Raw genomic sequence first — 18,345 nt, forward strand, 5'->3', positions numbered from 1 at the left:
GATCGAAATGGACGCTTCCCCCCCGGCGCTCCTATGATCCTGGCGATGCCCGGATCCGCTCTTCCGCAAGGCGCGGATGGATCGCCGGGACGGCCTTGGAACGAATGGCGATGACGATCCTCTGCGTGACCGGCTGCGACGCCCGCTATTTCCTGACCACCCTGGCCTTCCTTCGCGAGCTGGAGGAGCTTTCCCCGCGGTCGCGCATCCGCGTCTGCGATTTCGGCATGACCGACCGGCAGCAGGCGTTTCTGCGCGACGCCGGCTTGCTTCTGGAGCGTCCGGCCGGCCTTCCGGCCGATGCCCACCCCTATCTGTGCAAGGGAAACCTCGCCGGCTATTGCGGCGCCGAGGAATGGAGCGCGCTGCTGTGGCTGGACAGCGACATGCTGCTGGGCGCGCTCGACCCTGCAGCGCTCGAGGCGCTGGAGGCCGACCTGTGCCGGAGCGGGGCGGCCCTGGCGGCGACGGGCACCATCGAACGGGCAAGCATCGCAAGGATGATGGAAGGACTGCGGTCGGCCGGGCACCATGTCGCGCCCACCCTGGCCCTCTTGCGTGACGGCGGCGTCGATACCGGCCTGCCTTATATCAGCACAGGCCTGATGCTGTGGAGGTCGCGGGAACTGCTGGCCGATTGGGGCAGGGCCTGTCTCGACTGTCCGCCGCAGGCCCTGCTGGAGCAGAATGTGCTGAATGCGCTGGCGATGCGCGACCCGTCGTCCGTCCTGCGCCTCGACGCCCGGCGCTGGCAAGTCTACGATTCCGCGCTGGCCGGGGTTGAAATGCCCGATCCCTCCAACGACAGGCTGCTGGTGCTGGACGGAAGCCCGGTGATGACGGTCCATGCCTCGTCGCGCAAGGGCCATCACCTGGACGCCGATCTTTCGCTCGTCATGGGCGGGCATGTGCTGAAAGGCTACCTGCGGACCTTCGCCAACCCGGCTCTGCAAAAGCGGCACCTGCGCAATCTGTTGACGGTCGTCAACGCCAACCGCTCGGCCATGGAGTATATCGGCGTTCTGCAACCGTGCTGACGGGGCGGCCTGCCGGGTGGAGACGCCGGTGTCTTTGGAAGGGGACGAAGCGATGGACGGCGGATGCGGCGGGGGTTCCTGCGGCGGCGGATCCTGTGGCGGCGGCGGCTCGAAGCGTCCGGGCGGCGGCCCAGGCGGCGGGTCGGGCGACCTGAAACACACCATGCGGATGGCGATGACGGTGAACGGGCTGCTCGGCGCGCTGCTGCTCGCCGCCGCCGATGCGACCCAGGCGGTCGCCCTGTGGGCGGCGGCGCTGCTGGTGCTGAACCATGCCGCGACCCATGGGGTGACGCTTGTCGGCTTGGCAGGGGCCGGCTTGGCGGGTGCGGGGCCGGGCGGAAGGCCGGACCGGCGTGCGCGCCTTTCCCTCGTTCAGGGTCTGGCGCTGGCCGCCGCGGCGGTCGCGCTGGTGGTGACGGCCGGGCGCGGCATCGCCGGCATGGCGATGCCCGACGCCCCCCTGGCCAGCCTCGCGCTGCTGCTGGCCATCGGGGTGATGACGGCGGCGGCAACCCTGCTGTTCGCCGGCCGGCGCGGCGGCCTGACCCTGCGGGCGATCTGGCTGTGCTGCCGCCGGGACGTGCTGCCGCTGGCCTCCGGCCTCGCCGGTCTGGCCGGAAGCTGGCTGCTGGAGGATGGCGCCCCCGACGCGCTGGTCGGCGCCGCCATCGCCGCGCTGCTGCTGGCGGAGGCCTGGACGCTGCTGCGCGGCGGTCTGCCGGGCGGAAGCGCGGGGGTCAAGCCCCTGTAGCTCCGCCCCAAGACTCCCTCCCTACCGCATTTCCCTAGGACCGCTGCCGCAGCCGCTCCAGCAGGGCCTTGGTCGCGAAGCCGTCGGGGATCTCGCCGATGGAGGCCTGGAAGCGGCGCACCGCGTTGCGGGTGTTGGCGCCGACGATGCCGTCCGCCGCACCCGGTTCCATCCCCAGCGCGGCCAGCCGCTGTTGCAGGTCGATGCGTTCGTCCCGGCTCAGCGGCTGTTCCTCGCGCGGCCAGCCGCCGCGCACCCCCGGCTTTCCGACCATGCGGTCGGCCAGCAGGGCGACGGCCAGCGCATAGCTGGTCGAGGGGTTGTAGCGCATGATCGCCCGGAAATTGTCGCGCACCAGGAAGGCCGGGCCGCGATGGCCGGCCAACACCAGGATGGCGGCCGGGGCGTCGCCGCCCGCCCCCATACCCCCCAGCTCCGTCCCGTCCATCGGGACCACCCCCAGCCGGCGCCAGTCCGACAGCGGCTTGACGACGCTCAGCTCCGCCTGGTCGTAGGGGAAGCCGTCGGGCAGGCGCACCTCCTGCCCCCAGGGCTCCGCCGACTTCCAGCCGTTGGCGAGCACGAACTTGGCGGTGGAGGCCAGCACGTCGGGCATGCTGCCCCAGATGTCGCGGTGGCCGTCGCCGTCCTCGTCCACCGCATTGCGCAGGAAGACGCTCGGCATGAACTGGGTCTGGCCCATGGCGCCGGCCCAGGAGCCGCTCATGCGCTCCGGCGCGATGTCGCCGGACTCGAGGATGCGCAGCGCGGCCAGCAGTTCGGAGCGGAAATAGGCGGCCCGGCGTCCCTCGAAGGCCAGCGTCGTCAGCGCGTCGATCACCGCGAAATTGCCGGTCGACTTGCCGAAATCGGATTCGACGCCCCAGAAGGCGACGAGGATTTCGCCCGGCACCCCCGTCCGGCGGGTGATGCGGGAAAGCAACGCCGCCTGGTCCTGCAACTTCTGCCGGCCGTCCTGGACGCGCTTTTCATTCACGGCGCTGTCCAAATACTGCCACACTTGCCGGGTGAACTCGGGCTGGGACGAATCCAGCTCGACGACACGGTCGGACAGCTTCACCTTCTGGAAGGCCCGGTCGAAGGTCTGGGCGCGGATGCCCTGGGCCAGCGCCTCGGCACGCAAGGCCGCCAGCCATTCCGGGAAGGAGGCGGGCTGCGCCGCGGCCGGCTGGGCCAGCGGCGCGGCTGCTGCCGGCGAGGCGCCGCCGGAGTTGGCCGGGGCGGTTGCGCCGGTGCTCTGGCAACCGGCCATCAGCAGGGTGGCGAGAAGGAGGCGGGCGGGATGACGGAACGGAAGTCGCATGCGCTCGGCCGTGATCGAAAGGGAAACCGGGGCGTGACCCTAGGACGCCCGGCCGCTCCGCTCAACCGCCAAATTGACGACACCGGCGATTGGGCGGGGTCGCGGCGCGACTGCGCTTGCACAGTCCGCGACCCGGTCCATATCAGAGTCATACCGACAGTTTCGCGGCTTTCGCCCGACTGGTCCTGGTCCTTTTGGGCCGGTCCTTGCGCGGGTGGGCGGCACCCGGAACCAAAGCCGGAACCCGCCTTCGCCAGCCGCCCCGACTTGCTGACCCGACTTGCCGCCTTGACCTGCTGCCGCTTCCCGGAAGGGGCCGCTTCCTGCCACGGAACGCCAAGGGTACCGACGCTATGAAAATCGTGATCTTCGGCTTGACCAACGGGTATCGCCGCGACGGTGGGCACAGGGTGCGCTGGCGGGCGCTGATCCAGGCGCTGGCGATCCGCGGCCACCGCATGGTCGCGGTGGAGCGCGCCGGTCCGGACGATCCCACGCCCTGGTCGATCCCCGGCGGCGAGGTGCTGTCCTACCGCGACTGGGACGCCGTGGCGGTCCAGGCGGCGGCGCAGGCCGACGATGCCGGCGTCGCGCTGGTGGTCGCCCATGGGCCGGACGCCCGCGCCGCGGCCGACCTCGTCCGCAATTCCAGGGCGGTGCGCCGCGCCCTCTACGACCCGGAGGCTCCGGTCAGCCTCGCCGCGCTGGAGGCGGGGGAGGCGGTGGCGCATCTGCCGACGGACGGGCAGGGCGGGTTCGACCTGGGCGGCTTCGACATGGTGCTGGCCTCCTGCGGCGGGCCGGCGCTGGAGCGCTACCGTGCCAAGGCCGGGGCGGAGGCGGTGATGCCGCTCTATCCCTGGATCGTGCCGGAGGCGCACAAGGCCGGCGATTTCCGGCGGGAGTATCTGGGCGACCTCTGCTGCATCGTCGCCGGGCCGGACGGCATCCGCGAGGGGCTGGACCGCTTCTTCATCGACCCCGCCCAGCGGCTGACCCGCCGGCGCTTCGTGCTGGCCGGGGCCGACCTGCCCGACGGGGTGCCGAAGGCGTCCAACATCCTGACCTTCCCCGACCTCGACCCGGCGCAGCATCTCGACGTGCTGGCCTCGGCCAATCTGGCGCTGACGCTGGCGCGCGACGACGAGCGCAGGATCGGCTGGTGCCCGTCGGAGCGGCTGTTCATCGCCGCCGCCTGCGGTTCCGCCATCGTCGCCGACCAGTGGGAGGGGCTGGAGACCTTCTTCGAGCCGGGGCGCGAGATCCTGGTGGCGGCGCAGACCGACGACGTCACCACCGCGATGATGCTGCCGCGCAATCACCTGACCGACCTGGGCCGGCGGGCGCGCAAGCGGGTGCTGGCCGAGCACAGCGCCGAATGCCGGGTGCAGGAGCTGCGCGGCATCCTCGACCTGAAGGGCGGCGGCGACGACTGACCGGGCTCGGATTTCCCCCTTTGCCGGAGTGCTGGGGGATGCGGATCGGCGGGGAGCGGGCTATGGTCTGCTCCCTTTTGCTTTGCCGCCATCCGGGAGTCCGTCAGCGATGCCGACCGTCACCATCCGTCCCGCCGTCGAGACCGATTGCGCCACGATCCTGCAATTCGTCCGCGATCTGGCTGAGTTCGAGCGCGAGTCCGATGCGGTCAAGGCGACCGAGGAGGATTTCCGCCGCGACGGCTGGGGCGAGCGGCCGGTGTTCGAGGCGCTGATCGCCGAGCTGGACGGCACGCCGGTCGGCTTCGCGCTGACCTTCCGCAACTTCTCCACCTGGGAGGGGCGGCCGGGCCTGTATGTCGAGGATCTCTATGTCACGCCGGACGCGCGCCGTTACGGCGTCGGCCGCAAGCTGCTGGCCGCGGTGGCGCAGAGCGCGGTCGAACGGGGATACCGCCGCGTCGATCTGAATGTTCTGGACTGGAACCCGGCGCGTGGATTCTACGATCGGGTTGGTTTCCGCCGGATGGAGGAATGGCTGCCCTACCGTCTGACCGGCGACGCGCTTGCCGCGCTCGCCGCGGAGGACTGAGCCGCAAGCGGCTCTGGTTCGAGGATCGAGCCGCAAGCGGCTCGGGTTTGATGACTGAGCCGCAAGCGGCTCGGGCTGCGCGCTCAGACGGCCCGGTTGAGAGCGGATGCGCCGATGATCTCGGCATAATCGGCGCGCTCGGCCCGCAGGTTGGACAGAAGATCGACGAGGCTGTCACGGACGAAGCTGTCGTCCTGCTCCACGATGCTGTCCTGGGTCAGCAGTATGAACTGATCGAGAAGCGCCATGTGGGCCGCAGAGGAAGCAGTGATCTTCTTCGAGTTGACGGCACCGATCATGTAAATCTCCCTTGGCCTGAGCGTTGTCCAGAGCGTTCCCGATGTCCTCATAAGGCCACCGCTCCGGTTAAGGACTCCCTAACAGGGCTATGCGACAGGTCGTATCTTGAGGGGTACTTCCTATCTTTGGGTGTAGTTTCTATCACCATTCCAAAGAGGTACTCCCATCGCCTGCAAACCCACCGCCTGCAAACAATGATTTCGACCGGTGTCGCTCGGCTCCCGCTGGATGTGATGATGCACGATATGTCCTATCATAACACGCATCACCATCCCGGGTTGCTCAGGACACCCGAGGGAATTGGGGGGAGGAACTACCGAAGGGTGCAGTCCGTTCCACCCATCGGGTGGCTGCAACTCTCTGAAAATGCTGACTCACAAGAGCCGCCGGCAACTCAGGCGGCGCGCCGGGCGGCAATCCGGTCGGCGGCGTCGGCGCGTTCGAGGGCGCGGGCGACCAGATCGGCGAACAGGTCGCCGAGGGCGGCATCCGGCGCCGTGCCGCGGTGGGCCGCCAGTTGACCCGCCATGGATGGACCGGCCACCATCGGGCCTTCCATCAGCAGCGAGCCTTCCTCCCCCGGGCCGAGAGTGCGCCAGCCGCGGCTCTTCATCTCCCCGACGCGCGCCCGGGAAATGAACGCGCGGACATGGTCCGGTGCGAGATCGTCCATCCTGTCCCCCAATCGCTGGCGGCGGCCACCGTCGCGACGGCCGCCTTCTTTGGATCACTCGTCAAAAGCGTACGGAAGAAGAACGAACGCAACAAGAACAAATTCGGGTGGCGACGAGGATTCTCCAGGATTCCCCGCGAGTCGGCCAAGCTTCCGCCCGACCCGCGTCCACCCCTCCGCTCACGCTTCCGCTCCGCCGGCCCTTGCCTTGCGGGCCCGTACTGCAAAGATCAGGCGGGGCGGCGGCGATTGCAACGCTGCCCGGTGACATCTTGGCCGGCATCGGCGATCAGGAAAGGTCCAGCAATGAGTGGCGTGCGCATCGAAACCGACAGTTTCGGCCCCATCGAAGTCCCGGCAGACCGTTACTGGGGGGCGCAGACCCAGCGCTCCCTCCAGAATTTCCGCATCGGCGGGGAGCGCATGCCGGTTCCCCTGCTGCGCGCTCTGGGCATCCAGAAGCGGGCCTCGGCGGCGGCGAACATCCGGCTCGGCGCGCTCGATCCCACGCTCGGCGCCGCCATCATGGCCGCGGCCGACGAGGTGATCGACGGGCGGCTGGCCGATCATTTCCCGCTGGTGGTGTGGCAGACCGGATCCGGCACCCAGACCAACATGAACGCCAACGAGGTGATCGCCAACCGCGCCATCGAGGCGCTGGGTGGCGCCATGGGCTCGAAGACGCCGATCCATCCCAACGACCATGTCAACATGGGGCAGTCGTCCAACGACAGCTTCCCGACCGCGATGCACATCGCGGCGGCCGACGAGATCGTCCGCCAGCTGATCCCGGCGCTGGAGCATCTGCGCACCGCGCTGGACGCCAAGTCCGACGCCTTCCAGGAGATCGTCAAGATCGGCCGCACCCATCTCCAGGACGCCACGCCGCTGACGCTGGGGCAGGAATTCTCCGGCTATGCCATGCAGGTGTCCTACGGCATCGGCCGGCTGCGCGGGTCGCTGCCGCAGCTCTACCGGTTGGCCCAGGGCGGCACGGCGGTCGGCACCGGGCTGAATGCCCTGCCGGGCTTCGCCGAGGCCTTCGCCGAGGAGGTCGCCGCCTTCACCGGCCTGCCCTTCGTCACGGCGGAGAACAAGTTCGAGGCGCTGGCGACCCATGATTCGCTGGTCGACGTCCATGGCCACCTGAACACGCTGGCGGTATCGCTGATGAAGATCGCCAACGACGTCCGCCTGCTGGGCTCCGGCCCGCGGTCGGGCATCGGCGAGCTGTCCTTGCCGGAGAACGAGCCCGGATCCTCCATCATGCCCGGCAAGGTCAACCCGACCCAGTCGGAGGCGATGACCATGGTCTGCGCCCAGGTGATGGGCAACCACACCACCGTCACCGTGGCCGGCGCCACCGGCCATTTCGAACTGAACGTGTTCAAGCCGGTGATCGCCTTCAACGTCCTGCAGTCGATCCGGCTGCTCACCGACGCTGTGGTCAGCTTCACCGACAATTGCGTCGTCGGGATCGAGGCCAACCGCGAGCGCATCGCCCGGCTGGTCGCCGACAGCCTGATGCTGGTCACCGCGCTCAACCCCCATATCGGCTACGACAATGCGGCGAAGATCGCCAAGAAGGCCCACAAGGAAGGGACCAGTCTAAAGGAGGCCGGGCGGGCGCTTGGACTCCTGACGGATGAGCAATTCGATCAATGGGTTCGTCCCGAACGGATGGTTGGTCCAGGCTAAGCTTGGGGTTAGGGTGGGGGCGTCGTCTCCGGCCGGTCCGGCCTTCCTCTGACCACCCCCCATCCTGCCAACTGCCAGCCGATGTGTGCGTGACCATGAAGAAGCGTTCGGTCCTGATTGCCGGCCACCCCACCAGCGTCTCGCTGGAAGAGGAGTTCTGGGATGCCCTGAAGACGGTGGCGCAGCTGCGCGGCCTGTCGGTGAACGCCCTGATCGAGGAGATCGACCAGACCCGCACCGGCAATCTGTCCAGCGCCATCCGCGTCCATGTGCTGAAGGCGGTGCAGCATCGCCAGCCCGGCGAGGGGTGACGCGGCAGGGGGCAGCCGGATGGGCCGGCAGTGGACACCCGCGGCATGGCGGCGTACACGGGTGCAAGCCTGCCCCCTGACGTGATGCCGCCGCCATGCCGCCCGACGCCTCCACCCTCGACATCGTCGCCTTCTGCTGGTTCGTCGGTTCCTGGGTGAGCTTCACCATCATCCAGGACCATCTGCTGTCGGGCCGCAACGCGGTGAACCAGCATCTGAAGACCGTGCGCCGCCACTGGATCGACCGGATGCTGGAGCGCGAGAACCGCATCATGGATTCGCAGCTGGTCGGCCACACCATGCACAGCTGCACCTTCTTCGCCTCTACCAACATGCTGGTGCTGGCCGGTCTGGTCGGATCCTTCGGCGCCATGGAGCATGCGCACGAGGTGGTGTCGAACCTGTCCTTCACCGTCCACACCTCGCGCCAGCTCTTCGAGATCAAGCTGCTGCTGATGGTGGTGGTCTTCACCTTCGGCTTCTTCAAGTTCACCTGGGCGCTGCGCCAGTACAATTACTGCTGCGCCCTGATCGGCTCCGCCCCGATGCCGCCGGTGTCCGTCGAAGACCGCGGGATCATCTCCCACAGCATCGGCGAGGCTCTGACCTTGGCGATCACCGCCTTGAACGGCGGCATGCGCGCCTATTACTTCGCGCTGGCGGCGCTGGCCTGGACCATCGGTCCGATCCCCTTCATCCTCGCCACCACCGGCGTCATCCTGATCCTCACCCGCCGGCAGGCATTCTCCGCCACCGAGAAGGTCATCCGCGTCCAGGTCGAATGGCTGGAAGAAAACGCCTCAATCAAAGGAAAAGAATAAGTAAAAAGCCAGCAATCTTTTGGAGAGTGCGACCAAATATCCTCTATCTGACGGCGTACCACGATGGTTCAGTGTCATCGTTGTGCCATGCAGCGCGGCGCGACCGGAAAGCCACCGGACCGGCGCCGCGCAGAGACGATGAGAGGACGACCATGGACGCCGATACCGCGCTGAGCATCATGGAATCGCTGGATGAGGCCGAGGCGCTGTTGCGCCGCATGTGCCTTGGCGACGGCTGGGCCAGCCAGGGTACGCTGGCGCGCAACCGGGAACTGCTGAACGCCGCGCGCCATCGGTTGGAACTGGTCCACAGCATCGATGAAATGGAGCCGCTGGAATTGGCCGCAGTGGCCTGACCGCAGTTGCCTGACGGCGCCGGCCCTCAGCCCTTCAGCAGCACCTTGCCGCCGCCGCGCACCTTCGACCAGTCCTTGGCGAAATAGGCGAAGTCGCGCGACGGACGGCTGAACAGGAAGCCCTGGGCCAGCGACACGCCCAGGTCGGTCAGCAATGCCGAATGGACAGGCTCCTCCACCTGTTCGCCGATCAGCGTCAGGTCGAGCTGCCGGCAGACATCGACCATCGAGCGCAGCATCGCCATGTCGCGCGGGCTCTTGACCGCGCCGCGGACGAATTTGCCGTCGATCTTGGCATAGTCGGCCTGGATGCCGTAGAGCGACTGGAAGCTGGTCGACCCGGCGCCGACATCGTCCAGGCAGATGCGGAACCCGGTCTGCCGCAGCTTCTGCAGCACCTCGTTCAGCTTGGCGATGTCGTTGACGACCACGGTCTCCGTCACCTCGATCAGCAACTTGTTCGCCAGCTCGCCATAGGGGGCGACCACCGACTGGAACTGCTTGAGGAAGATCGGGCTCATCAGTGTCTTGGCCGACAGGTTGATTGCCACGTCGGGCAGCTTCGGCTCCTTGCGGAACTCCTTCAGCGTGTCGAGCACTGTCCGGGTCAGCAGGAGGTCGAAATCGTAGATCAGCCCGACATCCTCGGCGAAGGTGATGAAGTCGGCGGGCGAACTCATCCCGTCGACCCGGGTCAGCGCCTCCAGATGGTGGACGGCGCCGGTGCCGATGTCGACGATCGGCTGGTAGACGACGACGAAGTCCCGGTTGTCGATGGTGGCGCGCAGATGGCCGATCCGCTCCACCGCGCCGGCCATCAACCGGTTGGCGCCGTCCTCCAGGCTGGAGATGGTGAACTCGCCGCCCTGGGCCGAGGCGAAGGCCTGTACCGTGTAGACCAGGGCGCGGGCGGCGTCGGCGGCGTCCAGCGTGTCGTCGGCCATGTCCAGCGTCCAGGACCGGATGCCGCCGGGCAGGGCGCCGCCGGCAGCCTCGATGATCTGGGCGACATGCCCCTGCACCTCCCGCCCGTCGATGTCTGCGGCATGGACGATGCCGTAACGGTCGCCGGTCAGCTGCCCGGCGCTGTCGCCGTCGGCGGAGATGCCGCGCAGATAGGCGTCGATGCCTTCGCGCACCTCGGCCGCGGCGCCTTCCGGCATCGCGTCGACCATCGATTGCAGGCCCTCGACCAGCAGCAGGGTCAGCCCCCGGTCCAGACCCCTCTCACGCGCCGCGTGGAGCCGTTCCTCCAGGATGCTGGCGAAGCCTGCCTGGTCCGGCAGCTCGCCCTGGCCGCCCGCCTCCTGGGTGCCGGCGGCGCCGGTCCGCTGCGGGACGGTCAGCAGCACGGTGAGGAACAGCGAGCCCGGGCAGGAATCGAGCCGGCAGCCGCCCAGCAGCGCCGGGAACGACTGGCCGTCGATGGCCTGGAACAGCACGCGCGACGGCTTGATCCGCGCCTTTTCCCGGATGCGCTCGAACAGGACATGGACGTATTTGCGGTCGCCCGGGGCCACGACGTCCATCAGATTGCTGCCGACCAGCCCGCCGACCTCGCCCTTGGTCAGGCGGCAGCGCGCCCCGGCCGAAAACAGGATGGTGCCCACCGCATCCGTCTCGATCAGCAGATCGGCCGCGGCGAAGGCGAAGCCGACGAACCGGTCGCGGTCGCGGCTGGACTGCGGGCGCCGCTGTCCAGCGGCCGCGGTCACCGGGCCGGCAGGGACAGCTTTATCCTGCGCGAGGGGGATCGTCATGTCTCTGCAAATTACATCAAAGTTTAGAGGGTTTGAAGATGAATGCGCTGTAGAATAACGAAAATTATAATAGTTTAAAAGCGTGCTGGTGGCTGCGGATCATAAATCCCGGATGAAGACGACAGTTTATGTCGCCTTTTTGGTAATGCGGCTTCGCTCCGATCATATGCAGGGATGCAGGGGGTGCCTGCCGCCCTCCGGCAATTATCCTCCGGGCAAATTCGTCCAGTCATTGCGTGTGCGAAATGAAAAAGGCCCCGTCGACTCGATGGTCGCGGGGCCTTTGGGTCGATCCGATGCCGGCGGAGCCGTTACCGGCGGGGGAACAGCCGGTTGACGTGGCCCATCTTGCGGCCGGGCCGCGCCTCCGCCTTGCCGTACAGATGCAGCCGGGCGCCGGGTTCGGCCAGCAGTTCGGGCCAGCGCAGCACGTCGTCGCCGATCAGGTTGGTCATCTCGGCATCGGCCACCCGCTCGACCGAGCCGAGCGGCAGGCCGCACACCGCGCGCACCAGCTGCTCGAACTGGCAGGAGGCGCAGGCATCCATGGTCCAATGGCCGGAATTGTGCGGGCGCGGCGCCATTTCGTTGACCAGCACGGCACCCCCGGCGGTGACGAACATCTCCACCGCCAGCACGCCGACCAGGTCGAGCGCCTCGGCGATGGTCCGGGCGATGCGGTCGGCCTCCGCCGCGGTTTCCGCCGACACCCCGGCCGGGGCGATGGTGACGTCGAGGATGCCGTCCTTGTGGCGGTTCTCCACCGCCGGATAGGCGACGGTCTGGCCGTCGGCGCCGCGGGCGACGATCACCGACACCTCGCAGGCGAAGGTGACGAAGCCCTCGACGATGCCGGCCACGCCGGGCTTGCCGCCGCCGATGGCCGCCCAGGCCGCCGCCGCCGCCGCTGCCGCGGCGCCGCCGTCCCTGCCGGCGTCGAGCCGCGCCTGCCCCTTGCCGTCATAGCCGAGCCGGGTCGATTTCAGGACGCAGCGCGGCCCGATCTCCGTCACCGCGCGGGCGACGTCGTCGGCGCTGTCCGCCGCCCGCCACGGCGCGGTGGCGATGCCGAGCCGGTTGACGAAGCTCTTCTCGGCGATGCGGTCCTGGGCGACCGACAGGATGTCCGGGCCGGGATTGACGGTGGTGAAGCGGCGCAGATGCTCGACCGTCGCGACCGGCACATTCTCCCACTCCAGCGTCACCGCGTCGACCGAGCGGGCGAAGCGCTCCAGCGCGTCGAGATCGTCCCAGCCGGCGACGGTCGTGGCGGCGCAGACCTGGGCCGCCGGGCTGCCGGCCGCGTCGGGGGCGTAGACATGCGTCCGGTATCCCAGCCGGGCGGCGGCCAGCGCCGTCATGCGGCCGAGCTGTCCGGCCCCCAGCATGCCGATGGTCGAGCCGGGGGCGAGGCGGGGCAGGGTGGGGACGGCCGGAGTGCCGGTTGCGGTGCCGGTCATGGGGGACGGACTTTCTTTCTGGTCAGGTCGGATCGTCGACGGGCGCCTCGGCCACGGCGGCGGTCTGGCGCGCGCGCCAGCCGTCCAGCGCGTCGGCCACCGCCGGGTCCATCAGCGCGATGACCGAGCCGGCGAGCAGCGCGGCGTTGATGGCGCCGGCCTTGCCGATGGCCAGCGTGCCGACCGGGACGCCGCCCGGCATCTGCACGATCGACAGCAGGCTGTCCATGCCCTTCAGCGCATGGCTTTCGACCGGTACGCCGAACACCGGCAGCGGGGTCATCGACGCCGCCATGCCGGGCAGGTGGGCGGCGCCGCCGGCCCCGGCGATCACCACCTTCAGCCCGCGCGCCCTTGCGGTGGTCGCATACTCGACCAGCCGGTGCGGCGTGCGGTGGGCGGAGACGATGCGGACCTCGTGGGCGATGCCGAGCGCGGTCAGGGTATCGGCGGCATGCTTCATGGTCGTCCAGTCGGACTGGCTGCCCATGATGATGCCGACCAGCGGGCGGTCGCCGGTGGCCGAGGCGTCGTTGGCCGGAATGGCGGTGGTCGTGGAGTGATCGGCGGACACGGCAGCGGGCTTCCCTCATGGTCCGGAAAGCGGCGCATTATAGGAAGAGTCGGCCGGCTGTCCAGTGGCGGCGCGGAATTCCCACGCCGCGCCGCTAATCCCACCCCCGGACTGCGACATTGCGGCCCTTCCGATGGAACATGGGTCCGCCTATGGTGCCGGCTTATATGTGAACGATTGACCTTCCCATCCCCAGCCGCATCTCCAGCCCCCAGCCCCGGACCCCATCGCATGACCGAGAGCGTCCCCACCGAAGAGCAGCGCGGCGAGCACCGCGACATCCGCACCGCCATGGCGGAGGAGCGGATGGCCGGCGTCGGCATCGACGAGGCGTCGATCGAGACGCTGGTCCGGACCTTCTACGGCAAGATCATGAAGGACGAGGTGCTGGGGCCGATCTTCGGCCGCGCCATCACAGATTGGGAGCCGCATCTGCGCAAGATGATGGATTTCTGGTCGTCCATCGCCCTGCTGACCCGGCGTTACGACGGCCGGCCCATGCCGGTCCACATCTCGCTCGGGCTGGAGCCGCAGCATTTCGAGCGCTGGCTCGGCCTGTTCCGCGAGACTGCCCATGAGCTGTTCCCGGCCGACGGCGCCGCCTTCCTGATCGGCAAGGCGGAGAACATCGCCCGCAGCTTCCAGATGGGCATCCAGTTCTTCACCGTGCCCAAGAAGGGGTGAGGGGTTCCATCCATCCCTCTCCCCGTCCCGAACCGGGCATGGGGGAGGGCGTGGTTACGCGATGATGTTCGGCAGCAGCCGGCTTTCCAGGACCATGATCTGGTCCTTCAGCATCAGCTTGCGCTTCTTCAACCGCTGCATCTGCAGCTGGTCGTAGGGCGCACGCTCGGCCAGCCGGGCGATGACGTCGTCCAGGTCGCGGTGCTCGCTGCGCAAGCTCGCCAGCTTTTCCTTCAAAATCTCTTGCTCGTTCATCGCGCCCGTTGGAAATGGCCGTTGCCCCGGAAGTCCGGGGGTGCTCTTGCGGGTGGCCCGTTGGTTGGGCGAGCCGGACTATACCAGATTTCCCGCGGCGCGGCACCGGCAAACGCGGCACCGGCAAACCCCTGCGCCGGTCCTCATGCTCCTCCGGTGGGTGGCCCGAAGGATGGCCCGATGGGGTGGCGGTGCGGGCAACGATTGCGGGAACCGTCTGTTCCGGTAACATGGTGGTCCATTTCAACGAACAGGCGAACGGGACGGGAACCCCTCAATGACTGCCCCAACGAAAGCCGGAAAGCGCATCGGCATCCTGACCAGCGGCGGCGATTGCGCCGGATTGAACGCGGTCATCCGCGCGGTGGTCCACCGCGCCACCGGCTACGGCTGGCAGGTGCTGGGCATCAAGGAAGGCACCCAGGGCCTGCTCCAGCGGCCGGTGCAATACCAGACGCTCGATCTCGGCTCCGTCGACGGCCACATGATGCGCCAGGGCGGCACCATCCTCGGCACCACCAACCGCGGCGACCCCTTCGCCTATCCGATGCCGGACGGCACGGTGAAGGACCGGTCCGACGAGATCATCGGCGGCTACCGCGAGCTCGGGCTCGACGCGCTGATCGGCATCGGCGGCGACGGCAGCTTCGCCATCCTGCACAAGCTGGCGCAGAAGGGCGGCTTCCCGATGGTGGGGGTGCCCAAGACCATCGACAACGACCTGGGCAAGACCGAGGTGTCGGTCGGCTACGACACCGCCGTCGCCGTGGCGGTGGAAGCGCTCGACCGGCTCCAGCCCACCGCGGCCAGCCATCACCGGGTCATGGTGCTGGAGGTGATGGGCCGCGACGCCGGCCATATCGCGCTGGCGGCCGGCATCGCCGGCGGCGCCGACGTCATCCTGATCCCCGAGATCCCCTATTCGATCGAGAGCGTTGCCGCCAAGATCCAGGACGTGCGCAACACCGGCCGCAACTTCGCCCTGGTCGTCGTGTCGGAGGCGGTGAAGACGCTGGAGGGCACCGGGGTCAAGAAGGTGCTGCAGGGCGGCGAGAAGCGCTATGGCGGCATCGGCGACTATATCGGCGAGAAGATCGCCGACGCCACCGGGGCGGAGACCCGCGTCACCGTGCTCGGCCATGTCCAGCGCGGCAGCATGCCGAGCCCGCGCGACCGGCTGATCGCGTCAGCCTTCGGCGTCCATGCCGTCGACCTGATCGCGGACGGCAAGTATGACCGCATGGTCGCCTGGTCCAACCGCGGGGTCATCGACGTGCCGATCACCGAGGCGATCGAGCATTATTCCTGCGTCGAGCTGGACGGGGCGCTGGTCAAGACCGCCCGCGGCCTGAACATCAGCTTCGGCGACTGAGGGGACGGGGACGGTGGGCGCCAACCCCCTCTGGGACTTCTCCCTGGCCGTCTACGGGCGGCCGGGGGTGCCCGCCGCCTGCCTGGCGCTCCAGGACCGGCGCGGGGTCGACGTGAACCTGCTGCTGTTCGCCGCCTGGGCCGGGCTGGACTGCGCCGTCCGCCTGTCGGGGGACGCGCTTTCCAGCATCGATTCGGCGGTTTCCGGCTGGCGCGACGAGGTGGTGCTGCCGCTGCGCGCCCTGCGCCGACGCGCCAAGGTCGAAGACGATGCGTTCTATCGTCGCATGAAGGCGGCCGAGCTGGAGGCCGAGCGCGTCCAGCAGGACCGGCTGTTCGCCGCCGCCGCCGCCGCCATCGCCGGTCTGGCGCCGCGGCCGGGCGGCGGTATCGCGCTCGCCGTCGCCAACATGGCGCTGGTGGTGCCGGGCGGCGACCCGGCGCTGGAGGAACTGGCCGGACAGCTGGCGGAAAGGCCGGCCGGGGAATGAGCGCCGGCCGCGCCCTATCCTCGCCATCCCCGTCAGCGGTTCAGGATCAGTTCGTTCGGATCGCGGGCCACGCTGGAGGTCAGCACCGGCTTGCCGACATAGAAGGCGCTGCAGCGCTTGCCGCTGACCAGCCGGGTCAGCGCCGCTTCCCATTCGCGGCCCTTGGGGCCGACGATCCGCAGCTTCAGCTGATCGACGAGCGGATAGAGCTTGAACTGTTCGATCTCGACCGGCTCGGGGGTGGTGACCGTGAAGACCTCCTGCTTCAGGGTCAGGGTCTTGCCGTTGATCTCCAGCGTGACGTCCTGCGCCCACGGGCAGCCGTTCGGCTTGGCGCCTTCATTGGCCTGCGCCGGAAAGGCGGCGCCGAGCAGGATGAGCGCGGCAACCGGAAGGTGGACCGACCGGAGGGCGATGGTTCTGCAGAATGCCCTGGCTGGGCGGGATGTCATAATCCGCTCCTCGATGATCGGCGCGGACAATAGCGATGCGTCAGTCTCATGACAATACAGGGAAAATCCTAATCCTGTGACCGTTTGCAACGGTTCCTGACATCGCCTTGCCGGACCGGCGGGGCCGTGCCGGGGTATGATCCGGAAACACTGCCCAAACCTTGCCAATCCTGCATGGATTCAGATGGTTACTTTATCCCAGGCCCTGATGATCGCCCTCGACCACCATCAGGCGGGGCGCGTGGCGGAGGCGGAGGACATCTATCGCCGCATCCTCGGCGCCGACCCGGAATATGCCGACGCGATGCAACTGCTGGGCGTCCTGGCGGCACAGACCGGGCGGCTGGAGGAGGCCGGGCGGCGGCTGCGTCTTGCGGTGGCATTGCGGCCCGATGGCGTCGCCGGCCTGTCGAACCTCGCCGGGGTGGCGCAGTCGGCGGGCGATGCCGGACCGGCCGCACGGCTCTATGGCCGGGCGCTGCGCCTGATGCCCGAACTGGCCGACGCCCATGCCGGGCGCTGCGCCGCCCTGCGCCGGCTGGAGAGGAACGGGGAGGCGCTTGCGGCATCCGGCCGGGCGCTGGCGCTGGCGCCGGACCATGCCGCCGCGCTGGCGAACCGGGCCGCCGTCCTGCTGTCCTGCGGCGACCCGCCCATGGCCGAGCGCTGCGCCCGCCGCGCCCTGCGGCTGACCGGCGGGGCGGCACATGCCCAGGCCAATACCCGCGCGACCGCCCATGCGACGCTGGCGGCGGCGCTCGCCGCCCGGCGCTGCTGGGTGGCGGCCGAGGCGGCGGCGCGCGACGCGCTCGCCGCAGGCCATGACACTGGCGACGCCTGGGAGGTGCTGGGGGCGGCGCTGGCCAAGCTCGGCCGCTTCGCCGAGGCGCTCGACGCCTTCGCCGCGGCGGAGCGGCTGCGCCCCGGTCCCTCGCTGTGGGCGGCGCGCGGCACCGCGCTGGTCGCCATGGCCCGGCCGGCCGAGGCGGCGGAGGATTTCGCCCGCGCCCTGGCCGAACGGCCGCAGGATGCCGGGCTGCACTGGAATCTCGGTTTCGCGAGGCTGATGGCCGGCGACTATGCCGCCGGCTGGCCGGAGTTCCACTGGCGCCGGCATGACGATCGCGCCGAGCCGCCCTGGCGCCACTTCTCCCGGCCGACCTGGCGCGGTGAGCCGCTGGCGGGCCGGACCATCCTGCTCCATGCCGAACAGGGGCTGGGCGACACGCTGCAATTCCTGCGCTACGTCCCGCTGGTGGCGGCGCTGGGCGGCCGGGTGGTGCTGGAGGTGCAACGCCCGCTGCTGGCGCTGGCGGCGGGGCTGGCGGCGGGGCTGGAGGAGGTGGCGCAGGTCATCGCCCGCGGCGACCCGCTGCCGCCCTTCGATCTGGAATGCCCGCTGATGAGCCTGCCGCGCGCCTTCGGCACGGTGCTGGCGGACGTCCCGGCCACGACCCCCTATCTGCGGCCCGACCCGGACCGGGCGGAGCGCTGGCGTCGCCGCCTCGGTCCGGGACCGGCGGCCGGGCAGGAGCTTCGCGTCGGTCTGGTCTGGGCCGGCAACCCGCGCTTTCCCGGCGACGACCAGCGCTCGCCGCGGCTGGCCGGCCTGCGCGCCCTGCTGGAGGTGCCCGGCTGCCGTTTCTACGGCTTGCAGATGGGGGAGGGGCGGGCCGACCTCGATGGGGCGGCGCTGCCCGCCAGCTTCACCGATCTCGGGCCGGAGATCGCCGACTTTGCCGACACCGCGGCGATCATGGCCGGTCTCGACCTCGTGGTGTCGTCCTGCACCGGTCCGGCGCATCTGGCGGGGGCGCTCGGCCGGCCGCTGTGGCTGGCGCTGCCCTTCTCGCCGGACTGGCGCTGGCTGACCGGCCGTGCCGACAGCCCCTGGTATCCGACCGCCCGCCTGTTCCGGCAGCCGGCGCCCGGCGACTGGGGAGCGGTCGCCGGGCGGATGGCCGCCGAACTGGCGGAGGCGGCTCGGCGCTGATCG

General features: G+C 69.3%; 20 protein-coding genes. 12 read left to right on the plus strand and 8 right to left on the minus strand.

Going from position 1 to position 18,345, the window contains the following annotated elements; genetic code table 11:
* Positions 1–110 precede the first annotated feature (110 nt).
* Both AL072_RS11005 and AL072_RS11010 read left to right on the plus strand, forming a co-directional pair.
* Positions 111–1,037 (plus strand): hypothetical protein, encoded by a 927-nt coding sequence (locus AL072_RS11005; RefSeq protein WP_144428196.1) that lies wholly within the window; start codon positions 111–113, stop codon positions 1,035–1,037.
* Positions 1,038–1,065: 28 nt separating this feature from the next.
* Positions 1,066–1,791, plus strand: a complete 726-nt coding sequence (locus AL072_RS11010) for a hypothetical protein (RefSeq protein ID WP_245636657.1) — start codon at positions 1,066–1,068, stop codon at positions 1,789–1,791.
* Positions 1,792–1,825: 34 nt separating this feature from the next.
* Here the strand turns inward: AL072_RS11010 and AL072_RS11015 are convergent, their stop codons facing one another.
* Positions 1,826–3,115 (minus strand): lytic murein transglycosylase, encoded by a 1,290-nt coding sequence (locus tag AL072_RS11015; RefSeq protein WP_045580297.1) that lies wholly within the window; start codon positions 3,113–3,115, stop codon positions 1,826–1,828.
* Between the two features lie 353 nt (positions 3,116–3,468).
* Here AL072_RS11015 and AL072_RS11020 point away from each other — a divergent pair, with 353 nt between their 5' ends.
* Together AL072_RS11020 and AL072_RS11025 are read left to right on the plus strand one after the other, a co-directional pair.
* Positions 3,469–4,551, plus strand: coding sequence for a glycosyltransferase family protein (locus tag AL072_RS11020; RefSeq protein WP_045580296.1), 1,083 nt, complete (start codon positions 3,469–3,471; stop codon positions 4,549–4,551).
* A 109-nt stretch (positions 4,552–4,660) separates the two neighbouring features.
* Complete coding sequence (locus AL072_RS11025; RefSeq protein WP_045580295.1) at positions 4,661–5,143, plus strand: GNAT family N-acetyltransferase; 483 nt, start codon at positions 4,661–4,663, stop codon at positions 5,141–5,143.
* A gap of 83 nt (positions 5,144–5,226) precedes the next feature.
* On the opposite strand, the gene AL072_RS11030 is transcribed toward AL072_RS11025, so the two are convergent.
* Both AL072_RS11030 and AL072_RS11035 read right to left on the minus strand, forming a co-directional pair.
* Positions 5,227–5,442: a hypothetical protein gene (locus tag AL072_RS11030; RefSeq protein ID WP_045580294.1), complete on the minus strand. Its 216-nt coding sequence runs from the start codon at positions 5,440–5,442 to the stop codon at positions 5,227–5,229.
* Between the two features lie 395 nt (positions 5,443–5,837).
* Positions 5,838–6,116 carry a hypothetical protein gene (locus AL072_RS11035; RefSeq protein ID WP_045580293.1) on the minus strand — a complete coding sequence of 93 codons (279 nt, stop codon included), beginning with the start codon at positions 6,114–6,116 and terminating at the stop codon, positions 5,838–5,840.
* A gap of 306 nt (positions 6,117–6,422) precedes the next feature.
* Between AL072_RS11035 and fumC the strand changes: the two genes are divergently transcribed.
* The 4 genes from fumC to AL072_RS11055 all read left to right on the plus strand — a co-directional run bounded on the left by fumC (position 6,423) and on the right by AL072_RS11055 (position 9,302).
* The gene (gene fumC, locus AL072_RS11040; RefSeq protein ID WP_045580292.1) at positions 6,423–7,814 is read left to right on the plus strand and encodes a class II fumarate hydratase; all 1,392 of its coding nucleotides are present in this window, start codon (positions 6,423–6,425) and stop codon (positions 7,812–7,814) included.
* A gap of 95 nt (positions 7,815–7,909) precedes the next feature.
* Positions 7,910–8,125 carry a ribbon-helix-helix domain-containing protein gene (locus AL072_RS11045; protein WP_045580291.1) on the plus strand — a complete coding sequence of 72 codons (216 nt, stop codon included), beginning with the start codon at positions 7,910–7,912 and terminating at the stop codon, positions 8,123–8,125.
* Positions 8,126–8,220: 95 nt separating this feature from the next.
* On the plus strand, positions 8,221–8,946 hold the full coding sequence (locus AL072_RS11050; protein WP_045580290.1) for a DUF599 domain-containing protein: 726 nt from the start codon (positions 8,221–8,223) through the stop codon (positions 8,944–8,946).
* A gap of 152 nt (positions 8,947–9,098) precedes the next feature.
* Positions 9,099–9,302 carry a hypothetical protein gene (locus AL072_RS11055; RefSeq protein WP_045580289.1) on the plus strand — a complete coding sequence of 68 codons (204 nt, stop codon included), beginning with the start codon at positions 9,099–9,101 and terminating at the stop codon, positions 9,300–9,302.
* A gap of 26 nt (positions 9,303–9,328) precedes the next feature.
* On the opposite strand, the gene AL072_RS11060 is transcribed toward AL072_RS11055, so the two are convergent.
* The 3 genes from AL072_RS11060 to purE form a co-directional block, all read right to left on the minus strand.
* Entirely contained in the window at positions 9,329–11,062 is a 1,734-nt protein-coding gene (locus AL072_RS11060; RefSeq protein WP_045580288.1) for an EAL domain-containing protein, read from the minus strand.
* A gap of 311 nt (positions 11,063–11,373) precedes the next feature.
* Entirely contained in the window at positions 11,374–12,522 is a 1,149-nt protein-coding gene (locus tag AL072_RS11065) for a 5-(carboxyamino)imidazole ribonucleotide synthase (RefSeq protein WP_045580287.1), read from the minus strand.
* Between the two features lie 22 nt (positions 12,523–12,544).
* Positions 12,545–13,012 carry a 5-(carboxyamino)imidazole ribonucleotide mutase gene (purE, locus tag AL072_RS11070; protein ID WP_045582288.1) on the minus strand — a complete coding sequence of 156 codons (468 nt, stop codon included), beginning with the start codon at positions 13,010–13,012 and terminating at the stop codon, positions 12,545–12,547.
* 315 nt (positions 13,013–13,327) lie between these two features.
* On the opposite strand from purE, the gene AL072_RS11075 reads away from it, so the two are divergent.
* Complete coding sequence (locus AL072_RS11075; protein WP_245636658.1) at positions 13,328–13,780, plus strand: group III truncated hemoglobin; 453 nt, start codon at positions 13,328–13,330, stop codon at positions 13,778–13,780.
* 54 nt (positions 13,781–13,834) lie between these two features.
* On the opposite strand, the gene AL072_RS11080 is transcribed toward AL072_RS11075, so the two are convergent.
* Entirely contained in the window at positions 13,835–14,035 is a 201-nt protein-coding gene (locus tag AL072_RS11080; protein WP_045580286.1) for a YdcH family protein, read from the minus strand.
* Positions 14,036–14,312: 277 nt separating this feature from the next.
* On the opposite strand from AL072_RS11080, the gene AL072_RS11085 reads away from it, so the two are divergent.
* Both AL072_RS11085 and AL072_RS11090 read left to right on the plus strand, forming a co-directional pair.
* A complete protein-coding gene (locus AL072_RS11085; RefSeq protein WP_045580285.1) occupies positions 14,313–15,407 on the plus strand; it encodes an ATP-dependent 6-phosphofructokinase in 1,095 nt (364 codons plus the stop codon).
* Between the two features lie 13 nt (positions 15,408–15,420).
* The gene (locus AL072_RS11090; RefSeq protein WP_045580284.1) at positions 15,421–15,897 is read left to right on the plus strand and encodes a TIGR02444 family protein; all 477 of its coding nucleotides are present in this window, start codon (positions 15,421–15,423) and stop codon (positions 15,895–15,897) included.
* Positions 15,898–15,929: 32 nt separating this feature from the next.
* On the opposite strand, the gene AL072_RS11095 is transcribed toward AL072_RS11090, so the two are convergent.
* Positions 15,930–16,349, minus strand: a complete 420-nt coding sequence (locus AL072_RS11095; protein ID WP_045580283.1) for a hypothetical protein — start codon at positions 16,347–16,349, stop codon at positions 15,930–15,932.
* 184 nt (positions 16,350–16,533) lie between these two features.
* On the opposite strand from AL072_RS11095, the gene AL072_RS11100 reads away from it, so the two are divergent.
* Positions 16,534–18,342 (plus strand): tetratricopeptide repeat protein, encoded by a 1,809-nt coding sequence (locus AL072_RS11100; RefSeq protein ID WP_045580282.1) that lies wholly within the window; start codon positions 16,534–16,536, stop codon positions 18,340–18,342.
* Positions 18,343–18,345 lie beyond the last annotated feature (3 nt).

This window comes from Azospirillum thiophilum (assembly GCF_001305595.1).
GTDB lineage: Bacteria > Pseudomonadota > Alphaproteobacteria > Azospirillales > Azospirillaceae > Azospirillum > Azospirillum thiophilum.

Bases quoted from the DNA above. Each gene is read 5' to 3' on its own strand.
- AL072_RS11005 (WP_144428196.1), top strand. From the start codon at position 111: ATGACGATCCTCTGCGTGACCGGCTGCGACGCCCGCTATTTCCTGACC.
- AL072_RS11100 (WP_045580282.1), top strand. From the start codon at position 16,534: ATGGTTACTTTATCCCAGGCCCTGATGATCGCCCTCGACCACCATCAG.
- AL072_RS11030 (WP_045580294.1), bottom strand. From the start codon at position 5,442: ATGATCGGTGCCGTCAACTCGAAGAAGATCACTGCTTCCTCTGCGGCC.
- AL072_RS11085 (WP_045580285.1), top strand. From the start codon at position 14,313: ATGACTGCCCCAACGAAAGCCGGAAAGCGCATCGGCATCCTGACCAGC.
- AL072_RS11060 (WP_045580288.1), bottom strand. From the start codon at position 11,062: ATGACGATCCCCCTCGCGCAGGATAAAGCTGTCCCTGCCGGCCCGGTG.
- AL072_RS11075 (WP_245636658.1), top strand. From the start codon at position 13,328: ATGACCGAGAGCGTCCCCACCGAAGAGCAGCGCGGCGAGCACCGCGAC.
- fumC (WP_045580292.1), top strand. From the start codon at position 6,423: ATGAGTGGCGTGCGCATCGAAACCGACAGTTTCGGCCCCATCGAAGTC.
- AL072_RS11025 (WP_045580295.1), top strand. From the start codon at position 4,661: ATGCCGACCGTCACCATCCGTCCCGCCGTCGAGACCGATTGCGCCACG.
- AL072_RS11095 (WP_045580283.1), bottom strand. From the start codon at position 16,349: ATGACATCCCGCCCAGCCAGGGCATTCTGCAGAACCATCGCCCTCCGG.
- AL072_RS11045 (WP_045580291.1), top strand. From the start codon at position 7,910: ATGAAGAAGCGTTCGGTCCTGATTGCCGGCCACCCCACCAGCGTCTCG.
- AL072_RS11055 (WP_045580289.1), top strand. From the start codon at position 9,099: ATGGACGCCGATACCGCGCTGAGCATCATGGAATCGCTGGATGAGGCC.
- AL072_RS11065 (WP_045580287.1), bottom strand. From the start codon at position 12,522: ATGACCGGCACCGCAACCGGCACTCCGGCCGTCCCCACCCTGCCCCGC.
- purE (WP_045582288.1), bottom strand. From the start codon at position 13,012: ATGGGCAGCCAGTCCGACTGGACGACCATGAAGCATGCCGCCGATACC.
- AL072_RS11020 (WP_045580296.1), top strand. From the start codon at position 3,469: ATGAAAATCGTGATCTTCGGCTTGACCAACGGGTATCGCCGCGACGGT.
- AL072_RS11080 (WP_045580286.1), bottom strand. From the start codon at position 14,035: ATGAACGAGCAAGAGATTTTGAAGGAAAAGCTGGCGAGCTTGCGCAGC.
- AL072_RS11035 (WP_045580293.1), bottom strand. From the start codon at position 6,116: ATGGACGATCTCGCACCGGACCATGTCCGCGCGTTCATTTCCCGGGCG.
- AL072_RS11015 (WP_045580297.1), bottom strand. From the start codon at position 3,115: ATGCGACTTCCGTTCCGTCATCCCGCCCGCCTCCTTCTCGCCACCCTG.
- AL072_RS11050 (WP_045580290.1), top strand. From the start codon at position 8,221: ATGCCGCCCGACGCCTCCACCCTCGACATCGTCGCCTTCTGCTGGTTC.